Source organism: Tardiphaga sp. 866_E4_N1_4 (assembly GCF_052076075.1).
Taxonomy (GTDB): domain Bacteria; phylum Pseudomonadota; class Alphaproteobacteria; order Rhizobiales; family Xanthobacteraceae; genus Tardiphaga; species Tardiphaga robiniae.
In genome coordinates this window covers 2646580-2664653 of the sequence record NZ_CP197242.1, presented here as the reverse complement: position 1 = coordinate 2664653, position 18074 = coordinate 2646580, and the positions used below count along the sequence as shown (strand labels likewise).

The following is an 18074-nucleotide window of genomic DNA, read 5'->3' as shown; positions in this document are numbered from 1 at the left end:
CCATGAGCCTGCTTCCACTAACCGATGCTTCGGCTCGCGGCGGTTTCGGCGGCGGTGGGTTTCATGGTGGCGGCGGCTGGCACGGAGGTGGATGGCACGGAGGTGGATGGCATGGAGGTGGGTGGCGCGGCGGTGGATGGCGCGGCGGCTGGGGGGGACCGGCGTTCGTCGGCGCGGGATTTGGTCTGGGCCTGGCGAGCGCTGGCTGGGGCATTGGCGGTTGGGGTCCGGGTTGGCGTGACCCGTGTCTTCGTCATCGACAGGTTTGGACCCGTTGGGGTTGGCGGATTGTGCCCGTGAATGTTTGCTGGTGAATCCTGGTCGGCGCTGGGAATTTCGCCTGCTAGCGGCCGACTGCAATCACCACGTCGATTAAGCGCTGGGTATGACTGCTACCGCGCATGGTCTGAACTGAAACTTCGGAAACAGGCGGCTGCTGGTGCGCGGCCTCACTTCGCATCTTGGCTCGGAGTTTTGTCCCCAACCCGGCCGGCCGGAGCGACGCTGGCGCCGCTATTTCTCAAAGAAGGCGGCCCAGCGTTCGGATTGGCCATCACGCCCGTGTTGGTGCTGCTCAGCGAGTTCGTCGCAGCCGCGCCAACCGGCGACTGTCCGTAGGTTTGCGAGCTGGTTGAGGACGATGGCGCCGCGGTGACGCTGTTGATGTTGCCGGTCCCGATGTTGCCGGAGTTGGCAGCGCCCGTAGCTCCGCCGGCACCAGCGCCAGACGATCCTGCGCCGCCAGCTGAAGACGCGCTGCCACCCGCCGAGCCGCCGCTAGATCCTCCCCCGCCGCCACCTCCACCACCTTGGGCGAAAGCAGGCGCTGAAATTGCGACAATTGCCGAGATTAATATCGCGACGGCTGTGGATGACATGATCGAGCTCCCTGTTGAGCCGGTTCAAAGCGAATGTTGGAGAACAGTTCCGAGACTGTTTGGAACGATATGCCGGATCGCAAGCTTGTGCTGCTGCAGCGAGGAGATCACGACATGACTGACAAAACGCTACCACCTGCAGAGCCGGCCGAAGATTTGAAAGATGTCGTCATCGACGGCGTCAAAGACGCCGCCGACCGGGTCAGCACAGCGATCGACGAGGGTCGCAAGCCCGGCAGACCGTTAGACATTCTGGCAAAGGTCACACGGGACGCGCCATTGGGGACCCTCTTAGTTGCTTTTCTTTTCGGAGCAGCAATGGCGCGGCGGCGCCATTGCTAGACAGATGAGTTACGATCCTGCTCGCAATATTGTCGACGGTTTGTTGAAACTAAGCGCGCTGAGCGTCCAGATAGGTGTCTTGATGGCTGAGGCGCTCCTCGCTGCGGGTGGTTCCACCAAAACGTTGCCAGCCGATGACGTTCCAGATCCGCCGCCTTCCCCCGCTCAGATTGAAGCGATTGCGCTAGCGCTCGAGCGGGAGATCCTTGGCAACTACGAACTCGGCTTCCAGGCTATGCTTCGGCTGAACTTTCCCCGGGATCGACTTCGAGAAATCGCCGTCACAGCGCTGAATGCGGCGCGCGGCGCCGGCCGCACGACCACCGGTGCAACTGCAGGGAACGATGCTGAATAGGAGATGTTCCAACGTAGTCCCGTCCCGTTTGAACGGGAGCTCATAAGCTGGGAGCCAACATGTTTGCATCTACTCTCGTCGCAATGACCGAAGCTTCCCTTCTCGGCTTCGAAGCAAGCCGGGTCGTCGCATTGCGTATGCAAGTTTTTATGCTGGGCGGGACGGCCGCATGGAATGAGGCTGATCTGATGGTCCGTGAAAAGACGAAAGCCTTCAGTCAGGCGTTCCGTGATCTTGCGGCTGGGTCATCCCGATCAGACGTCTACTCTGACCTCAGAGCGATAGTGAAAGAAAATTACGATCGGCTCTCCGAGCGGCATTAAGCCCTATGAGCAATGCCGTGTTCCAGAAAACAAGTGCTCCGACGATAGTAGGCATCGTGAACTCACCACCTTTTGGTCAGGAGCGCGGAAGCCTCTCGGCTTCCGTTGCTTGGGCCGGGCGTCACTCCAGCAATTCTTGCCGATGCAAGAAGGCGTCGATCAGGACAACTGCATGGTAGCGGATGGCGAATACCACAGCCGGCCTGTGTCGCGAAACGCGCGGTCCAAACCATCGACCGCATCATCACCGCACTGCGGTCGGGATCCTTCTTTAAGGTTCCTCCGATAGCTTCATCTCAAGCGGCACTGTAATGCCTACTGCTAGCTGGTAGACGAAACGACAGAGCCGCCGGAGCGACCCGGCGGGTTTTCTTTGGAGGCGGCAGTGGCACCAGCAATCGAGCTTATCGTCAGCGCATACATCCAGGTTGGTGATCGGGCGGCGCTGGTCGGTCTGCTGGATCATCGAAAGCGCATCGCTAAGGACCTGCGAAGCCGGACCGGTTTCGATTTTCGCGTGCCGCTGGATGCTGTCGAGAATGAAATCGAGGTCATAGAGGCAGGCGTGGCCACATTCGATAACTCGCCGTCCTAGTCTCTCGTGCGTGCTCTTCTTGACTCTCGGTGGCTTCATGCGACGTTGTGCCGATAGCCGTAGGGAGAGCGATGTGGCGACTGGTACCGTAAAGTGGTTTAACGCGACCAAGGGCTTCGGCTTCATTCAGCCGGACACAGGTGGCAAGGACGTGTTTGTGCATATTTCGGCCGTGGAACGGGCGGGGCTGAGCACGCTCAACGAGGGTGCCAAGGTCAGCTACGAAGAGCAGGAAAACCGCGGAAAGACGTCGGCAGAAAACCTGCGCGTCGGCTGATTGCGGCGAACTGACTGAAATATCGATCCGCCGGTTTCCCAGTCCCCCGGCGGTTCTCCTTTGCTCAGAAGAAACCCGGGCTGAGATCCAAGCCGTAGGTCATTGCAAGGATCGATACGAACAGTCCGGCCGCCCCGAACCAGACAAGATGCATCCAAGGCGACGTTGTGGGTGCTGTGACGATCGAGGGCGTTGGCTGCTTCAGTGCGACTGGCATGATGGCCTCCTGTGTTGCTGGCCTTCATAGGTGCGGCGAGCTGTCGCAGAGGTTCAGTTCTATTTTGCTGACGAGACGATAGCGGCCGCGCACGAACAGCGGGACCGTCGACAACCACGAAGACGGCCCCGCCACGCGCTCGAACCCTAGCCTTGGGGGGCATCGGGCCGTTCGGCGAACCTCAGGATGGATTGGTTTTCAGGAGGTGTCGTCACAGCATTTTGCCGCATCGACGGCGTTACCGCGCATAGAGCGATTCGCTAATACCGTATTGCGTGCACTCATCGTGACTAAAAGGGAAAGCCCGAATCGAAGGGGTTTAGCAGATACGAGATGCAGCACGTAAATCTGCAAAAGAACGAAGCCGATACCGAGCGAAGTAGCTGAATTTTGCTGGGCAATTCATGTTGGCCTCGGAGCGATTCGAACGTCCGCCCCTCAGAATCGAAATCCGGTGCTCGTTCATGGCATTGCAACATTTTCCCGATTGGAACTGAACGACAGTCTTTTTTGTTCTTCCCCGATAAACGGGGGCGTGATGGATGGTAGAAAAGGCCGGAACGGAAGCGTTGCGCAAGCGACGGATGGTGCACATCGAACAAGCGTCACCCAAAGCAGAGCGAAAGCCGCTACCTTTAGGAGCTGACGCGCGTAGGAACTCCCGGGTCGTGCTTGCCCTGGTCCTTTTCGGCCTCGGGACATGGACCGCCTCAGCTTTTCTGCCGGCCCTGATATGGGCCACCATTCTCGCAGTTGCCCTGTGGCCGCTGTATCTTAAGTTTGCGGGGCGCTTTTCGTCAGGTCATTCAAGTCTGGCAGCGTTCATCTTCACCGCAATCGTGGCTTTGGTGCTGTTCACCCCACTGTCACTTGCCATCTACCAAATCGCGCAGCAAGGCGACGTTCTTGTGAGGTGGCTAAAGCAAGCCCGCGAGAGCGGTGTTGAGGTGCCGGATTGGGTCGCGCGTCTACCGCTCGTTGCGGAAACTCTGCAAACTTGGTGGCGCGCCAACCTCTCGGATCCAAAAGCTGCAGCGGCATGGCTTCAAACTGTTAACGCGGATAATGCGTCGGAGTTGTTTAAAACATTCGGCTCACAGCTGCTTCATCGTCTTTTTCTGTTGCTGTTCTCACTTCTGACCTTGTATTTCCTCCTCCGTAATGGTCGCGCTGTCACGAGCCGTTTCCTCGAGACGTGCGACCGCCTTATCGGCGATCCAGGAGAGGGACTCGTCGAGAAAATGGTCGAAGCGACGCGCGGCACGGTCAACGGCACAATTCTCGTCGCTGTGGGCGAAGGATTGCTTATTGGTGTCGGATTCTTGGTCGCCGGCGTACCGACCCCCGTGATGTTTACTATAATAACCATAGCATTCGCGATGTTACCGTTCGGAGCCTGGTTGGCTTTCACCGCGGCGGCATTAGTTTTGGTCTCCGGCGAAGGCAGTGGGTTTGCGGCCGCTGGGGTGTTTCTATGGGGTGCGATCGTTATGCTTGCTGGCGATCACTTCGTATGGCCCACTCTGGTCGGTGGTTCGGCGCGACTTCCCTTTCTTCTAGCATTTGTTGGTATCTTTGGAGGTATTGCTGCATTTGGCCTGTTCGGCTTATTCCTAGGGCCTGTCATTATGGCAGCACTACTGACCGTGTGGCGCGAGTGGATCTTCCGGCCAGTGCCGCAGTAACTTTGTGATCCTTCTTGAAGAGCTCCGCAAAATGAAAGATTTCCATATGAACAACGCTAGCTACTAACAACCGAGGAGGTGCCTTTGCCGTCACAACATCAGTAATGGTCCAAAGATCGTGGTCCGCGGGAGGGGCCCATACGGCAGAAATCATTTTTAAGTCAAGGCGTTCTGCGCTGGAGTTAATTAACCTCTAGCCAATCCCCGGCATTGATGTAGTTCACCTTCAGCGCCGCGAAGCTCGCGCGCAGGCAACGAAATAATGAGTTGAGCCGCGTCTAAGCAAGAATTACTCGATTAGAGGGTTCACCAGATCGCGCCCGTCAGCAGTGGCGAATCCACGCGGCAACGAAAGGCAACTCGTCGTCTTACAACACCCGACCGGCGAAACGGCCGGTCTTGGCGCAAGGCCATTGTGAGGTTGAGGGCCTTGCTGTGTGTGACCTCCAGCCCGCATGTGGCTCGCGTAGACGGCTTGCTTCAGGTTTCGCCCACAGGCGTCATACGCGCCATCGAACGGCTTGGCCTAATAAATCCAAGCGAAATCTAAAGCCCCCGTCGTCCGCCTTAGCCGCTGTTCAGTACAAGACTTGCGGCAGCCAAGGTTAGCGAGAAGATCGGCGCATTCAATTCGATCTACTACGTTCCACCTAACTCACGCGACCTCACGTCGATAGGCAGCTCCAGATCCGCGAGCACCCATCCAATGCGGCATCGCTGCACCGTCGCGGTGGCTGCCGCCGACGCTGCCGGCGGCCACCGCGATCACCGCGCCCAGCAATATGGCCGCCGCGACGGAGAAGGCCAGGATCACTGAACTCCGTCGAGATTTGGCTATCGACGCTTGAGAGGTTGCAATCGCGGCATCGACCCGTTTTTCCGCCTCTGCGCCGGCGAGACCGGTGTTCGCGGCAACGAGTTGAGCAAGATAAGATCGATCCTCGCTGCTCATTCCCGAGTGGCTCGACGAGGTCAAGAGAATTCTTCCCGCCTCCGCACGTTCCTGCAGAAGGTCTACGTTTGCGGCGCGACGCAAGGGCCTGAACAGGCGGTCGATCTCGTAGCTTAGCAAAGGCTCCGCAGCGCTGGTGCGTGCTGACGATGAGTTACTGTTCGGCCGCGTTAGTGTCGCGCTTCCAATGAAGGCCGCAAGCGCTACGCCGAGAACAACGGCAAGCGCCCACGCAGCGAGTCCATGTAGACCATCGCGCTGTTCAATTTCGGCGGTATCCAAAGCAGCCAGACCGACATTTGTCCGCCCTGCAATATAGCCTCCCACTCCGAAACTCAGCGCGGCTTGGAGAATGAGATAAAGTCCCGACAATATCCAAAGCGCAGCGGAGGCGTCCCGCCAAGTCGGAGCCGTCGATGAAACGCCAAGTCCGATCGTTACGCCAAAGGCCAGCAGAATTGACGAAAGCGCGGTCGCTATGAGGGCACCGAGGATTACGGGCGTCCAGCTCAAATACCTTGAGGGGACTTCAACGGAAGCTGCGCCAGGTTCAATCGATTCAACCATCTCAGCGCAACCCGAAGAATGACAACACGGCCAAGATGACGACGATTAATCCCACCAGATAAATCAAACCATTCATCGTTCTTCTCCTCGTTTTGTTACCGTCAGAGCCTGCAGTCCTCACCGCTGTATTCAAAAGCATCGCTCGGCCGTCTGCTGCATGAATCGACTTTTTTGCCCTGCGTTTTCAAACTCTCGAATATTGCTTATTGTTCCCGACGCGTTGAGGCTCGCGGCCTTAAGTGACGGTGGCTCTACCTGCCGCCAGGGGCTGCGGCGCATCCTCATCGCTCGCTTGTGTCTTCTCGGCCTCCAACGTATTCCCCAACCGGGAAAAAGATGATTGTGGCCGAAGGCGCCCGTCGGGATGGCCTTCGGGCGGTAAAAACGACCTCGCGTCCAAACGGCGAATAGGCCTGCTAGCTCCTTGATTGATCGTTCGCGGCGGTCCTTAGCCTCCAGCACCACGGCGGCGCTTCCGGGCCGTCGAGGAGCAAAACGATGAGCTACCATCTTTCAAATGGATGCCCAGTCCGGGCTGCGGGACAAAAATGTACTGATCTATTGAACGTCAATTTACGGCGACACACCGCGCGCTTCTCCGCTATGGCCGACGTTTCGGGAAGAACTGGCAACTTTCGCCGTCGTGCTGAGTTGGCACCGACTGTAAGCAATCGCCGGAGCGAGAATGGTTGACGAAGTGGCGGTGAGAAGGGCGGCAGAGACAGCATGGACGGTGTACAGGGCGGCGCATCCCGACGTCGATACACAGGACAGCCGCCGCTGCCTGCTGGAGCGCTATCTGCACAGGAGTGGTGAAACGCGAGAAAGCGATACCGAAGAACTCGCCAGCTTCGGCATAGCGCACCTGCGCCGGCTTCCCCAAGACGAATGTTGACGGGCATGAAAATGCTCGCTGGATGGGCTCAAGGAAGCACAAGGCCGAATTGGACACTGCTCGCGATTTCATTCCTCATTTCCGCGACCATCGTGACAGTCCTGCGGTTCGTGTTCGGAGGCTAGCCGATGCGGATTGACCAACTTGCTTCGTTGTAGGTTGCGGCGAACTTGACACCCCGGCCCGTGAACGGGTCGGCAGGATGCCGAGCGTCGTCTAGTCCTGAGCCGGCGCATGGACATGCCGACGACGAAAGTTACGATGAGGGGGATTGCGAAGCCAGGACGGAACCCGCATCATCCGTCCATCAGGACCCGGCGGCGTCCGCGGCTTCGCGAGCTTTCTCGCCCATGCGTTGCACAGTCCTTTCACCGACCTTCTCGGCAGCAGCGCGTGCCTCGCACTTGGTCCGGATATCCTCTAATTCCTCGTCGGTCAGATGCTCGATGCCGACGAATGAGTTATGAGCGGCACTCGTTCGGATGAGTTCGTCTAGCTTCACCTGAATGGCGGCGCTGTCTCGGTTCTGAGAGTTCTGGATGAGAAAGACCATCAAGAACGTCACAATCGTCGTCCCCGTGTTGATGACAAGCTGCCACGTGTCCGAGTAACCGAACAGAGGACCGGTCACGGCCCAGATGATCACGACGGCGGCTGCGACGATGAACGTCGTGGCTCGACCCGCGAGTTGAGAAGTCTTGTTAGCAAGGTCTCCAAAAAAGCGGGAAAATCCGCTGCGACGTTCGTTGTTTGACACTATTGAATCCATTTGCCGGTGCGACCTTCCACAACATGCCGTGCAAATTCAAGGCGATGGTAATTTATTGCTCGAGCGCTCGGGCACGCCAGGCGCGACATTTCTTGGCACCCATGGATAACGTGACGCTCAATAGCCCAACAATCATTACGCGCAAACGCTGTAGCAAGCTCACCAGGTCAAGGGTAGTTGCTCGGAATCCTCACGTTGCATCACTTGTGGCCTTGAAATGCGCCGGCTTGCATAGTGCGGCGTCTGGCGCATCTTACGCCGGCGGGGCGTTTCTGTGACTTGGCGGAACTCAGTTGGCTTGCGCTCGGCGGTGTTTGTAGAGGCGAGGATAGGTGTCGGCTTCGCCGGCTCGACAGCAGCCGGTTGTAGGTGAACTTGACGCGGAGCGGATCCGCCGCCTTCGCCGCGCAGGCATTCTTCGGAGTAGTATGGCCAGTTTTGCTTTTCGCACACGCTATCGGCAGCAGTTTGCGAAACCCGTGCGGCGTCTTGGTCCATAGGCGCTCTGCCTAATGCGATTAGCGCGTCAGAAGCTCCTGCGGGGGCATTAGGCACCGCGGAGCCCTGGGTCGCAAATGCTAACGTGATGGAACCAGCGAAAATTATTAAGCCAGCTGCACGTCGATCGAATGTCTTTAGAAAAGTCATGCGGATAACCTTGTCAGAAAAGGAGGAGGTGGCCCATGCGGGCCACTTCCTAGGATCAATCCCAACGATGACGGCGCTGCTTAATCACTACCACCCGGTCGCGATTGCGCCAGCCGCGGTGCCATCCATGATCGCGGCGATATTCCGCGCGAGGGCCGCGGTAGCCGCGGTCATAGTCGCGGGACATTCCGTGATCCTCGCCGATGCGAACGCGCACGTCCTGCGCACTTGCAAAGGTCGGGGTAGTTATGGTCGCCACGACGGCAGCGGCAAATGCGTAAGTTGATAACTTCATCTTCAAGCTCCCTTGTTCAACCGAGACGCCAACGGGATAAAGTGGCAATCGTTCCGCTGTAGCTGCATTGATCCGCACAAGGCCAAAAAAAACTGCCCGCGGATGTGGACCCGGGGCAGTAGAGTGAACGAGGAACGAGTGTCTAGCGCCACAAGGCGGCGCCGGGCCTAACCTTCGATGATGTAGACGATCTCATGCGTCTGCGGTCGAAGGATAACGTAACGACCATTGACCAGAATGAAGTCGTATCCGCGCCATTCTGGATAGATTTCGATCACTCGCGTTGGGAGCGGGTGCACGCGCACTGTAGACGGTACCGTCACGCCTACTGAGATGTTGAAGTTCACATTGCGAACTTCCTCGACCTTTTCTTGCCGGATCGCACTAGTGATCTGCGTGCGCTTTTCAGCAGGAAGGGCAACGGTTGCAGACGTCGCGGCATTGCCCGTCGTAGACGCGGAGCCGGCCTTGCCGTCGCCGGTCTTAGCGTCAGTGGCAGCCTTGGTATCAGTTGTCGACTTGGTGTCCGTCGCGGACTTCGCGCCCTTTGTGTCGGTGCGCTCTTGCGCAGAGGTCCCGGCTTTATCCGACGGAGCGACGGCAGGCTTATCCTGGGCGGTCGTTGCTGGTTTGGTAGGCGCGGCCTTCTGGTCGGAGGCGGCCTTGGCATCAGGTGCAGACCTGGAATCGGTCATCGACTTGCCGTCACTTGCCGTCCCCTTTGCAGCGGGCATGTTGGTCGAAGGAGCCTCGCCGGCCCGCGGTGCTGATGCGGCAGGTGCATCGCCGCCCTTTGATCCGCTCGCGCCGCCGCCCTGCGCCAGAGCGAAAGCAGTCGTGGCAATCAAGGCAATGGCCGCAGCCGATCCCATCAATCTCCTATTCATTTTATGACCTCCACTGTCGAGACCGCTCATTCGGTCTTGCGCAACAACAGCGAAAGCAGTTTCTTGGTTCCGTTCTTGGATGACGATTCCGGGTAAAAGAAGCAATACGGGCGGCGCCATATTCCAAAAAGATGCGCTGATGCCAGCTGTTGTCTTCGTAACGCCGAGCTCAGGAACCCATCGCAGCCCGGGAATTTGTGTCAACGGCCGCATGGTGCGGTCAAAGGAGAGCAATATGAAACGGATGATAATCGCCGGGGTCGCGGCCCTTTTGCTGACGGCGGGAAGTGGAGCGGCCGTGGCCGCTATGCCGCTAGCGCCGATGACAGCTTCGGGCGATGCGATCGAGATAAAGGGCGGCCACGGTCATGGTCATGGCCACATGCATCGTGGTGGACGCGGACATCATTACGGCTGGTCCCGCGGGCGCGGGCATCATTACGGCTGGAGCCGCGGCCGCGGTCATCGTCATCATTGGTGATAAGTCCGGCGGACGCGATTAAGCGTCCGCCACTCGTTCCGCGCCTGGCGCTGTTGTTGCGCTGCGCCCACGCACGCAATGCAGCAGCGTTTCCGCAATTTCGCGCGGATCCGGCGACAGGCGTCGCGCCTCCCTAAGACTGTGGCGGCACTTTCTCCCATGTCATAGGAACGCTAGCCACTTGTCGATCCACGTCCTTAGGCTTTAAGCCTGCGGCTGATGGGAGCTGTGCCGAAAGAAGCGGCCAAGACTTGATCGTGAAGAACTCTAATTTAAGCCCATCTCGACGGCTATACGGATAAGATCGGAGTGGTTCCGTGCGCCCAGCTTCTGCTTCAGTAGGGACGTGGTATTTGCTACCGTCTTGTAGGAGATGCCGAGCGCGTCGGCGACCTCAACGATCTTGTCGCCCCGGCCGAGGAGCCGAAGAATTTCCAGTTCCCGGGCCGACATGCTGGTGGCCGGATTTGCCCGGATAGCAGCGCCTGAGAACGTTACTGTCTTGGCGAGATGCGGAGAAATGAAGTTCTCACCCGCGGCCACTTTGCGTACTGCCTTGATGAGCAGGCGCGGATCGTCGCCCTTAGAGACATAGCCTTGGGCACCGAGCTCGATGGCTCGGACTACAAAGGCTGGATCGTCATTCATGCTGAACATGATAATACGCGCGTCGGGATCATCCTTGCGGATACGACGCATCAACTCGAAGCCGGAAAGATCCGGCAGATTGATGTCGATGATCGTCACGTCGGGTCGTTTAGATAGATAGGCGCGGTGCCCCGATTTCTCATCGACCGCCTCATCGATGGATATTGTAGGGTCCGACGCAAACAGCGAACGGCAGCCCGACACCACGACGGGGTGGTCATCGACAATCAGGAGCTTCACAGGCTGTGCCATCGGCGGGACAATCTCGCAATTATGCTATGCATATTGGATTTCAACGCTTTGACCAGAGGAATGGTGCCGGGTTGACCAATTTAATGATTCCAATGTGGACGACTTTGTCGCTGCGTGCACGCATTTGCGTGCTGCTGGGCGGCATGTTTCTGAGCGCCCTGATTGCCGGCCTCGCTTTGCTATGGATTTTCTCCTCGGATCAAATTTTGGAGGAAAACGAGCCATCGGCGCGGTCGGCGATCACCGTCGCGGCGGGTTTGAACGCCGCTCTCGCGGCCTCCACAAGACCCGACGCAATCCTCGCGGCGTTCGTCGATCAGCTCGGTTCGACACCTGCGGATGCGATCCGGTTTCGCCGTGATGGCGAGGTGCATGCACCGGAGCAGGGCAAGACGTCCGGCAGGGTCCCGGAATGGTTCGTGAAAGCGCTGTTCGTGCCTGACCTTGCGCAGCATATTCCCGTCCTGGTCCAAGGTCGCCGGGTCGGCGATCTTATTTTCGAACCAGATCTCTCTGCGCAGATCTACGAGAAATGGATCGGCTTTCTCTCGCTTCTCGGGTCACTCGTCGGCATGGCATTGCTTGCCGGCCTCTTGTCGTTTGTGACGATTGGCGCAGCGCTGCAGCCCTTACGCGATCTCGCTGAGGGGCTGGCACGGCTCCGCACTGGTGACTTCTCGAAGAAAGTCGATTGTTCCGGCCCCCCTGAAGTTCGGGAAAGCTGCTTGTCCGTGAACGAGCTTGCTTTGACTCTCGGTCGCCTCAGTTCAGAGAACCGAAGTCTATTACGAAAGATGATCTCCATCCAAGATGAGGAGCGACGTGACATCTCGCGTGAGTTGCACGATGAACTTGGTCCACTTCTGTTTGCTATCCGGGCTAACGTTACTGCTATGATCGACGACCGCGGCAGCGGCACCAACCGGTCTATGGGAGAGGAGCGCGTGCTGCAGGCGGTAGAGGCTTTGCAAATCGCCAACCGCCGCATTCTTGAGCGGCTGCGACCAATGCTCATCGAAGAGCTGGGTCTCGATGCTAGCATCCAAAAGCTTTTGCGTGACGTACACACGCAGGTGCCTGAAATGGCCGTGACATTCGAGATCGATCCCCGGATCGTCACGGCGGACAGTGTGGTCGCTCAGACCGTATACCGTTTGCTGCAGGAAGGCATCACCAACGTCCTGAAACATGCCGGTGCGTCTAAGATGAGCGTGAAGACCGAGGTGACGAACGAAGCTATTCTGGTCGAGGTTGCCGATAATGGTGCGAGGGCGCCCCTAGAGCCGAAATTCGGCCGGGGCCTGACGGGGATGCAGGAGCGCCTCCGCGCCTTAGAAGGAAAGTTTGACTACATCCGTGCCGACGGATGGACAACAATCCGGTGTAGCCTACCGCTGGCAGCGCCGGATTAGGTTGGACCGGCCGTCTTTGCCATCGGCGTGATCTCAAAACCGGCCAGCGAGAGAGCCGTGATCACTACCTTTGCAACGCAGGTCGCTTGCTCGCTCGTTATCGGCAATTTTTCTCCGTTGCGGTTCTCGATAGCACAAGTGCTAATAGCCTCGGCTATGATCGTCATTAGCTGGAAGTCATCCACCTCTAGCAACTCCTGAACAAAGCAACGACCTGCTTAAGTCTCTAGGAACGGCACGTTGAATAGACAGGGCTTGGGGCCTCCGATCTATTATTTGACGATGCGAAACGCCGCGTCCCGGGCACGTGGCGGGTCTTCCGGCTGACGATGATGCGCCATGCTGCGCAGTGAATCGGTGGGCCTCCAGCCCTTTGCGGAGGAGCTTTTTGTCGGAGAGCTGTCGCTTTCGCCGATGGCAAATAGAACTCCCAGCAGTACGGCGCCGACCCACACGAAATATTGAAATATGGGCAAGATGATCCTCCCACAAAGACGCGTCGAACTGGTCGAGGCGGCCCTTTCGGCCCGCCTCGAAAAGCGCGCTTAGTCGATCACTTCGACAATACGATGGGTGCCCGGGTCGACCAGTACGGTCCGATCGTTGACCACCGTGTAGCGATAGGCAGTGGAACCGTACTCTCGCGGAACTTCATAATAGGTGACGCCGCTGTCGGGCAATACGGCACCGACGCGTAGCTCGCGGTCATACCGGTATGACGGGTGACGACGCTCGGTGACGTAGCTGTGGAAGCGGGGACGGTTGGCCTCGGAAATGCCGCCTGCCGTGGCGCCGGCGGCAGCGCCAACGGCGGCACCGACAGGGCCGCCGACGGCGCCACCGACGATTGCGCCGCCGACGGCTCCGCCCGCCGCTCCATTCTGAGCGAGGGCAGGCGAGAAGTAGGCCAGCGAAGCGATTGCAATGGCAGCCGTGGAAATGAATTTCATGATCGTCCTCCTGGTGTGTTGGCGGAGTGAAAACTGCCAACGCTTAGGGTCGTTCCGTCGAATTGCCGCTTTATCCCGACATTTTCCATCGCCGTGTGGAAGGCGGGGAAACGGCTTCTAACCGAGTGATCGAGGACCGCGCGCCACGTTTGTACCCGTTAGTACATTGACTTATATGACCTATCATAACTATTGGATGTGATTCAGAAAGCGTGGTGCTGACTATTATGAGCCCTGGCGGAAATAGACGAGCGGGAAATCCTGGTATCTCGATTGCTGCCGAGGAGGAAGACAGCTGCATATAGAGCGCGGGGATTTGGACGCGCATCCGGCGTCGGAGGAATTGTTTGTCGACATCGCCGAGGCGGCTGACGCTCCATGCCGGGATTGACCGCTATGAGCTGGTGGAAGGTCAGATTTTCTGACGTTAGAAAATAGTGGGATCGATAGCCGACTAATGCATGACCGAACTATAAACAGAAATCCTAGGCGCGAAATGAACACAGACAATGGTGCGGACGAACACGTCATCTACCAAACGAGATTTCAGGGAAGGGTACTGGATTTCCGCGGGCGTCCCGTTTTCCTGAGATACGACTGCTGTGAGTTCGTCAAATGCCAGATACTGCTCGATGAGGGGACCACCAGCGTCGCTTTCACGTACTGCACGTTCGAAGATTGCAACATCGATGCAATCCAAGCCGACGAGCATCGAGGCGTGGTCGCTCGCGATAATATTTTCAAGCCGCCAATAGAAGATCGCAGGCTTAACTTAGAACGACGCTTAGCGTTGGCGCTCGCTGCGAGGGATGTGTCACGCGGACGGAGGTTCCCTTAATCGATCGATGTGCTCCTGAAATTGCAACAGAGGCGTGATGCCCACTCGATTAGCATTCGGCAACGGGACCCATTGAGTGATCGATTCATGCGTGTCCCGCTTTCCGCTACGCGCGAAGGCTGGCACTGCCATTCGCTAAGGCTCGAGCCGCGCCGACATGTGCTGCAAGCGCGAGACGTCGTGGAGCGCTGGACATGCGATTGCGCATCCTTGCGATTAGTCGCGTCGACTCTCGCTAATCGGAACCGCGATACCGTGACCGGTCGGCACAAGCACCCGTCACCGATCGAAGTGACGGGTGCTGACGCGCGTCAGTTCTCTGTGCAGACCTTCATGGTCTTCATGCCGGTTTCGGCTTCCGTTCTGGTCTTGAACGTTCCGTTGTCGACAATCGTCGTTGTCGTGGTCGTTGGCTTCTTATCAACGATTGTGCACTTCTTGGTGGTGGCATCGCGCACCACGTAGTAGTCGCTGGAAACCGTCGTCGTTTGAGCGAAGGCCGAGGTACAAGCGAAAGCAGCTAGGGTTCCGGCGAGATAAAGTGTTTTCATGGTGTATCCTCCAATTGCAAAATTTGCGAGACGCAAACGCGTCAATCAATCCGCGCAATTGCCGAAAGTTCCCGATCATGGTTTGGCGGTGAGTCAAGCAAAGGCACGCAAGCCGGCCATATGATCCGCCGTTACGGGAAAGAATGGCATAAGCAAGGGATGTCGCGCCGCTATCGTAGGTCCAGGCCTTTTTTCGGCAATCAATGGAACGCGTCAGCTAACAGCTTGTTGGAGGATCCCAAACACCAACCTATGAGGGACCTATGAAACGCGTTTCGACTATCTGTGTCGCCGCTCTCCTGATCTCGGGAGTAGCCCATGCCCAGAGCCCGGCGGCAAAAGATCGTCCGGGCAACAATGCCGTCAACAGCGAGCAGAAGAACTCCAATGCGCCGGTCGCCGGACGCAACTCCTTCACCGAGGGGCAGGCCAAGAGTGCCATCGAAAAGGCTGGGTACACGAACGTCACCGAACTGAAAAAAGACGACAACGGCGTATGGCGCGGCAAAGCGACCAAGGGGGGCTCGACCAGTGCGATCAGCGTCGATTTCCAGGGCAACGTCAACGCAGCAAAGTAATCGGAAGGTAATCTCATGACCGTGACCATTTCGCGTTTGTACGATTCGTATACGGAAGCGCAGAAAGCTGTCGGAAGCCTTGAGGCCGCCGGCGTTCCTCATGGGGACATCAGTATCGTGGCCAACAACTCCGAGGGCTGGTTCGATGGCAAGAAGGACCGCGACGGTGATGGCGTCGATGATCGCGCCGAAGCAGCCGGCACCGGTGCCGGAATCGGTGCAGGGATCGGCGGCGCTGCGGGCCTTCTAGCCGGACTAGGGCTGCTTGCAATTCCTGGCCTTGGACCAGTTGTCGCGGCAGGATGGCTTGCCGCCACGGCAGTCGGCGCTGCCGCCGGAGCAGCAACCGGCGGCATTGTTGGTGCTCTGACCGAGGCTGGCGTCTCCAAGGAAGATGCACCGCTTTACGCGGAAGGCGTTCGCCGCGGCGGCACGTTGGTCTCGGCAAAGGTCAACGAGGCCGATCGCGCGCGCCTCGAGGCGCTGATGAGCCCATCGTCAGTCAATCTCAATGATCGCCGTGTGGCCTGGGAGAAGTCGGGTTGGAGCGGGTATGACCCGGCAAGCCCGCCCTACGATGCGGGGCAGGTGCGCAAGGAGCGAGAATTGTACGGTCGTTCCCGATAACAACGATGGCCCGCTTCGGCGGGCCATTTTCTTCACCGGAGGTCAAGCTCAGCAGTCAGGGCGGAGTGGTGTGGCGTGTCAGGCGGCCGATGCGAGACACCGGGCTACGCGACGGGGAATTATGAACAACCGGCGGGATAAATTGGCAGCACTAATGCGGATCAATGCAGCATCGTCGAAGCGCTGCGTCCGTCGTTGAAAGCTGATCTTGAGGGTTTTTGTGAGTCATCCGGCAGGGGGCATCTTGGCTGCCGCATTGAATGGTGACTTAGCGGCCTCGCACGGCGTGAACCGAGTGATTGAACGTCTATCGGTAACCGGACAGCGCTATTTTTACTCGTTCTATGGTCAGTTCGTGCGCCGTCGACTGGCATTTGACACCGGCCAACCGCGGGTTGGGAAACGCCAGCGTTTAGTGAGGTAGAGTCGGGAAACACCGGCAATCAAGGCAAGCGCAGAGCGCTGAATGTTCCAGCTCGCGGAACTCGATGGTGCAGCGCGTGTTATTGCATATCACTCTGGCGTTTGGAGACACCTTGAACCGCAGACAACTTCTCGGCGCTTCGGCCGCTTTGCCATTGATGACGATTATCCCGCGCAGCGCCCGCGCAGCTCCCGGGCCTGTGCCGTTCGACGCCGCCGTGGTGCGGCAAATGGCGCGGGAAGCCGCCGCCAAGGCGTTCAAGGCGCCAGACAACAAGCTGCCAGACTCCCTCAAGGATCTGGACTACGACCGATACCGCGCGCTGCGCTTTAATCCGGAGAAGGCTTTGTGGCGCGGCGAGAAGCTGCCCTTCGAGGTGCAGTTCTTTCATCGAGGCTCGTTCTACACCAATCGCGTCGATATCTATGAAGTGGCCAATGGCCAGGCGACCCAAGTCCCTTATCAACCTGAGAATTTCTCCTTTGGCGCTACGCCGCCCCCGCCGGCCGGGGCTGACTTAGGCTTCGGCGGCTTCCGACTGCATGCCCCGATCAACAAGCCCGATTACTATGACGAGGTTTGCGTTTTTCTCGGCGCCAGCTATTTCCGCGCGGTGGCCAAAGGCCAAGTATACGGCTTGTCCGCGCGGGGCCTGTCCATCAACACCGGCGAGGCGGCCGGCGAGGAGTTCCCACAGTTCAAGTCCTTCTGGATCGAGAAGCCGGCGTCCAACGCCAACTCGATTGTAGTCCATGCGTTGCTCGACAGTGAAAGTGCCGCGGCCGCCTATCGGTTCACCATCCGGCCAGGCGATACGACCATTTTCGATGTAGAAATGGTCATTTATCCGCGGGTGGAAATAAAGAACACTGGCCTCGCGGCGATCACGAGCATGTTCTTCTTCGGCCCGAACGACCGCAAGGAAGTGGACGATTTCCGCCCTGCCGTGCACGATTCGGACGGTCTGGCAATTTTCAACGGGCGAGGCGAGCAGCTCTGGCGACCCCTGCATAACCCGCGCGATCTGCAGATCAGCTCTTTCGGAGACCGAAATCCGCGCGGCTTTGGACTGATGCAACGGCAGAAAGACTTCTCCGACTACCAGGATCTCGAATCAAGTTTCGAACGGCGCCCCAGTCTCTGGGTGGAGCCGATTGGCGATTGGGGCGAGGGATCGGTGCAACTGCTGGAAATTCCGACCAAGGAAGAGATTCACGACAATATCGGTACCTTTTGGCGTCCGAAAAACCCGCTTCCAGCAAAGGGCGAACTCGCGTTTACCTACCGCCTGCATTGGGGGCCCGATCAACCGAAGCCGTCGGCGCTGGCGATCTTTTCACGCAGCGGCATCGGTGCGCGCGGGGACGATACCAAGCTATTTGTGCTCGATCTGATTGGCGACAAGCTCAAATCCATCGATCCCACCAAGATCAAAGGTGTTGTCACGGCCGAAAAGGTTGAAATCCGCAATATCGTAACACAGCGGAATCCGCAAAACGGCGGCTGGCGCCTGAGTTTCGAAATGCCGGTCAAGAGTAAGGCGCCGGTCGAATTGCGCGCTTCTTTGATGCAGGACGATCAGGCGATCTCCGAAGTTTGGGTCTATCGATGGACACCGTGAATGTGAA

The 18074-nt window shown here is 58.2% G+C and carries 21 protein-coding genes; 12 read left to right on the top strand and 9 right to left on the bottom strand.

The window, feature by feature from the left end; genetic code table 11:
* Positions 1-992: 992 nt before the first annotated feature.
* From AB8B20_RS13105 to AB8B20_RS13085, 5 genes are all read left to right on the top strand, one after another.
* Positions 993-1220 (top strand): hypothetical protein, encoded by a 228-nt coding sequence (locus AB8B20_RS13105; RefSeq protein ID WP_120286842.1) that lies wholly within the window; start codon positions 993-995, stop codon positions 1218-1220.
* Entirely contained in the window at positions 1174-1575 is a 402-nt protein-coding gene (locus tag AB8B20_RS13100; protein ID WP_439068591.1) for a hypothetical protein, read from the top strand. The genes AB8B20_RS13105 and AB8B20_RS13100 overlap by 47 nt, the downstream gene beginning before the upstream one ends.
* 59 nt (positions 1576-1634) lie before the next feature.
* Entirely contained in the window at positions 1635-1898 is a 264-nt protein-coding gene (locus tag AB8B20_RS13095) for a hypothetical protein (protein ID WP_147421558.1), read from the top strand.
* 385 nt (positions 1899-2283) lie between these two features.
* Entirely contained in the window at positions 2284-2493 is a 210-nt protein-coding gene (locus AB8B20_RS13090; protein WP_120286841.1) for a hypothetical protein, read from the top strand.
* A 73-nt stretch (positions 2494-2566) separates the two neighbouring features.
* Positions 2567-2770, top strand: coding sequence for a cold-shock protein (locus AB8B20_RS13085; RefSeq protein WP_068738889.1), 204 nt, complete (start codon positions 2567-2569; stop codon positions 2768-2770).
* Between the two features lie 64 nt (positions 2771-2834).
* Here the strand turns inward: AB8B20_RS13085 and AB8B20_RS13080 are convergent, their stop codons facing one another.
* Entirely contained in the window at positions 2835-2987 is a 153-nt protein-coding gene (locus AB8B20_RS13080; protein WP_158596709.1) for a hypothetical protein, read from the bottom strand.
* Between the two features lie 542 nt (positions 2988-3529).
* On the opposite strand from AB8B20_RS13080, the gene AB8B20_RS13075 reads away from it, so the two are divergent.
* Positions 3530-4672 carry an AI-2E family transporter gene (locus AB8B20_RS13075; RefSeq protein WP_068738762.1) on the top strand — a complete coding sequence of 381 codons (1143 nt, stop codon included), beginning with the start codon at positions 3530-3532 and terminating at the stop codon, positions 4670-4672.
* A 655-nt stretch (positions 4673-5327) separates the two neighbouring features.
* Here the strand turns inward: AB8B20_RS13075 and AB8B20_RS13070 are convergent.
* Positions 5328-6191, bottom strand: a complete 864-nt coding sequence (locus AB8B20_RS13070) for a hypothetical protein (protein WP_120286805.1) — start codon at positions 6189-6191, stop codon at positions 5328-5330.
* A 685-nt stretch (positions 6192-6876) separates the two neighbouring features.
* On the opposite strand from AB8B20_RS13070, the gene AB8B20_RS13065 reads away from it, so the two are divergent.
* Positions 6877-7086 carry a hypothetical protein gene (locus AB8B20_RS13065; RefSeq protein WP_120286804.1) on the top strand — a complete coding sequence of 70 codons (210 nt, stop codon included), beginning with the start codon at positions 6877-6879 and terminating at the stop codon, positions 7084-7086.
* Positions 7087-7393: 307 nt separating this feature from the next.
* On the opposite strand, the gene AB8B20_RS13060 is transcribed toward AB8B20_RS13065, so the two are convergent.
* The 3 genes from AB8B20_RS13060 to AB8B20_RS13050 all read right to left on the bottom strand — a co-directional run bounded on the left by AB8B20_RS13060 (position 7394) and on the right by AB8B20_RS13050 (position 9898).
* The gene (locus AB8B20_RS13060) at positions 7394-7855 is read right to left on the bottom strand and encodes a low affinity iron permease family protein (RefSeq protein ID WP_068738758.1); all 462 of its coding nucleotides are present in this window, start codon (positions 7853-7855) and stop codon (positions 7394-7396) included.
* Positions 7856-8558: 703 nt separating this feature from the next.
* The gene (locus tag AB8B20_RS13055) at positions 8559-8798 is read right to left on the bottom strand and encodes a hypothetical protein (RefSeq protein WP_081422159.1); all 240 of its coding nucleotides are present in this window, start codon (positions 8796-8798) and stop codon (positions 8559-8561) included.
* A 167-nt stretch (positions 8799-8965) separates the two neighbouring features.
* Positions 8966-9898 carry a DUF1236 domain-containing protein gene (locus AB8B20_RS13050; RefSeq protein ID WP_439068589.1) on the bottom strand — a complete coding sequence of 311 codons (933 nt, stop codon included), beginning with the start codon at positions 9896-9898 and terminating at the stop codon, positions 8966-8968.
* A gap of 155 nt (positions 9899-10053) precedes the next feature.
* Between AB8B20_RS13050 and AB8B20_RS13045 the strand changes: the two genes are divergently transcribed.
* Positions 10054-10188, top strand: coding sequence for a hypothetical protein (locus AB8B20_RS13045; RefSeq protein WP_276511283.1), 135 nt, complete (start codon positions 10054-10056; stop codon positions 10186-10188).
* A gap of 245 nt (positions 10189-10433) precedes the next feature.
* On the opposite strand, the gene AB8B20_RS13040 is transcribed toward AB8B20_RS13045, so the two are convergent.
* A complete protein-coding gene (locus AB8B20_RS13040; protein WP_081422136.1) occupies positions 10434-11066 on the bottom strand; it encodes a response regulator transcription factor in 633 nt (210 codons plus the stop codon).
* Between the two features lie 71 nt (positions 11067-11137).
* On the opposite strand from AB8B20_RS13040, the gene AB8B20_RS13035 reads away from it, so the two are divergent.
* A complete protein-coding gene (locus AB8B20_RS13035) occupies positions 11138-12478 on the top strand; it encodes an ATP-binding protein (RefSeq protein ID WP_158596707.1) in 1341 nt (446 codons plus the stop codon).
* Here AB8B20_RS13035 and AB8B20_RS13030 read toward each other — a convergent pair.
* From AB8B20_RS13030 to AB8B20_RS13020, 3 genes are all read right to left on the bottom strand, one after another.
* Positions 12475-12663, bottom strand: a complete 189-nt coding sequence (locus AB8B20_RS13030) for a hypothetical protein (RefSeq protein ID WP_139069975.1) — start codon at positions 12661-12663, stop codon at positions 12475-12477. The genes AB8B20_RS13035 and AB8B20_RS13030 overlap by 4 nt on opposite strands.
* A gap of 360 nt (positions 12664-13023) precedes the next feature.
* A complete protein-coding gene (locus AB8B20_RS13025) occupies positions 13024-13428 on the bottom strand; it encodes a DUF1236 domain-containing protein (RefSeq protein WP_068738747.1) in 405 nt (134 codons plus the stop codon).
* A 1149-nt stretch (positions 13429-14577) separates the two neighbouring features.
* Positions 14578-14817 (bottom strand): hypothetical protein, encoded by a 240-nt coding sequence (locus tag AB8B20_RS13020; protein WP_068738743.1) that lies wholly within the window; start codon positions 14815-14817, stop codon positions 14578-14580.
* A gap of 263 nt (positions 14818-15080) precedes the next feature.
* On the opposite strand from AB8B20_RS13020, the gene AB8B20_RS13015 reads away from it, so the two are divergent.
* The 3 genes from AB8B20_RS13015 to AB8B20_RS13005 all read left to right on the top strand — a co-directional run bounded on the left by AB8B20_RS13015 (position 15081) and on the right by AB8B20_RS13005 (position 18067).
* Positions 15081-15395: a hypothetical protein gene (locus AB8B20_RS13015; RefSeq protein WP_068738741.1), complete on the top strand. Its 315-nt coding sequence runs from the start codon at positions 15081-15083 to the stop codon at positions 15393-15395.
* Between the two features lie 15 nt (positions 15396-15410).
* Positions 15411-16022, top strand: coding sequence for a hypothetical protein (locus AB8B20_RS13010; protein ID WP_068738739.1), 612 nt, complete (start codon positions 15411-15413; stop codon positions 16020-16022).
* 581 nt (positions 16023-16603) lie between these two features.
* Complete coding sequence (locus AB8B20_RS13005) at positions 16604-18067, top strand: glucan biosynthesis protein G (RefSeq protein WP_231081050.1); 1464 nt, start codon at positions 16604-16606, stop codon at positions 18065-18067.
* Positions 18068-18074 lie beyond the last annotated feature (7 nt).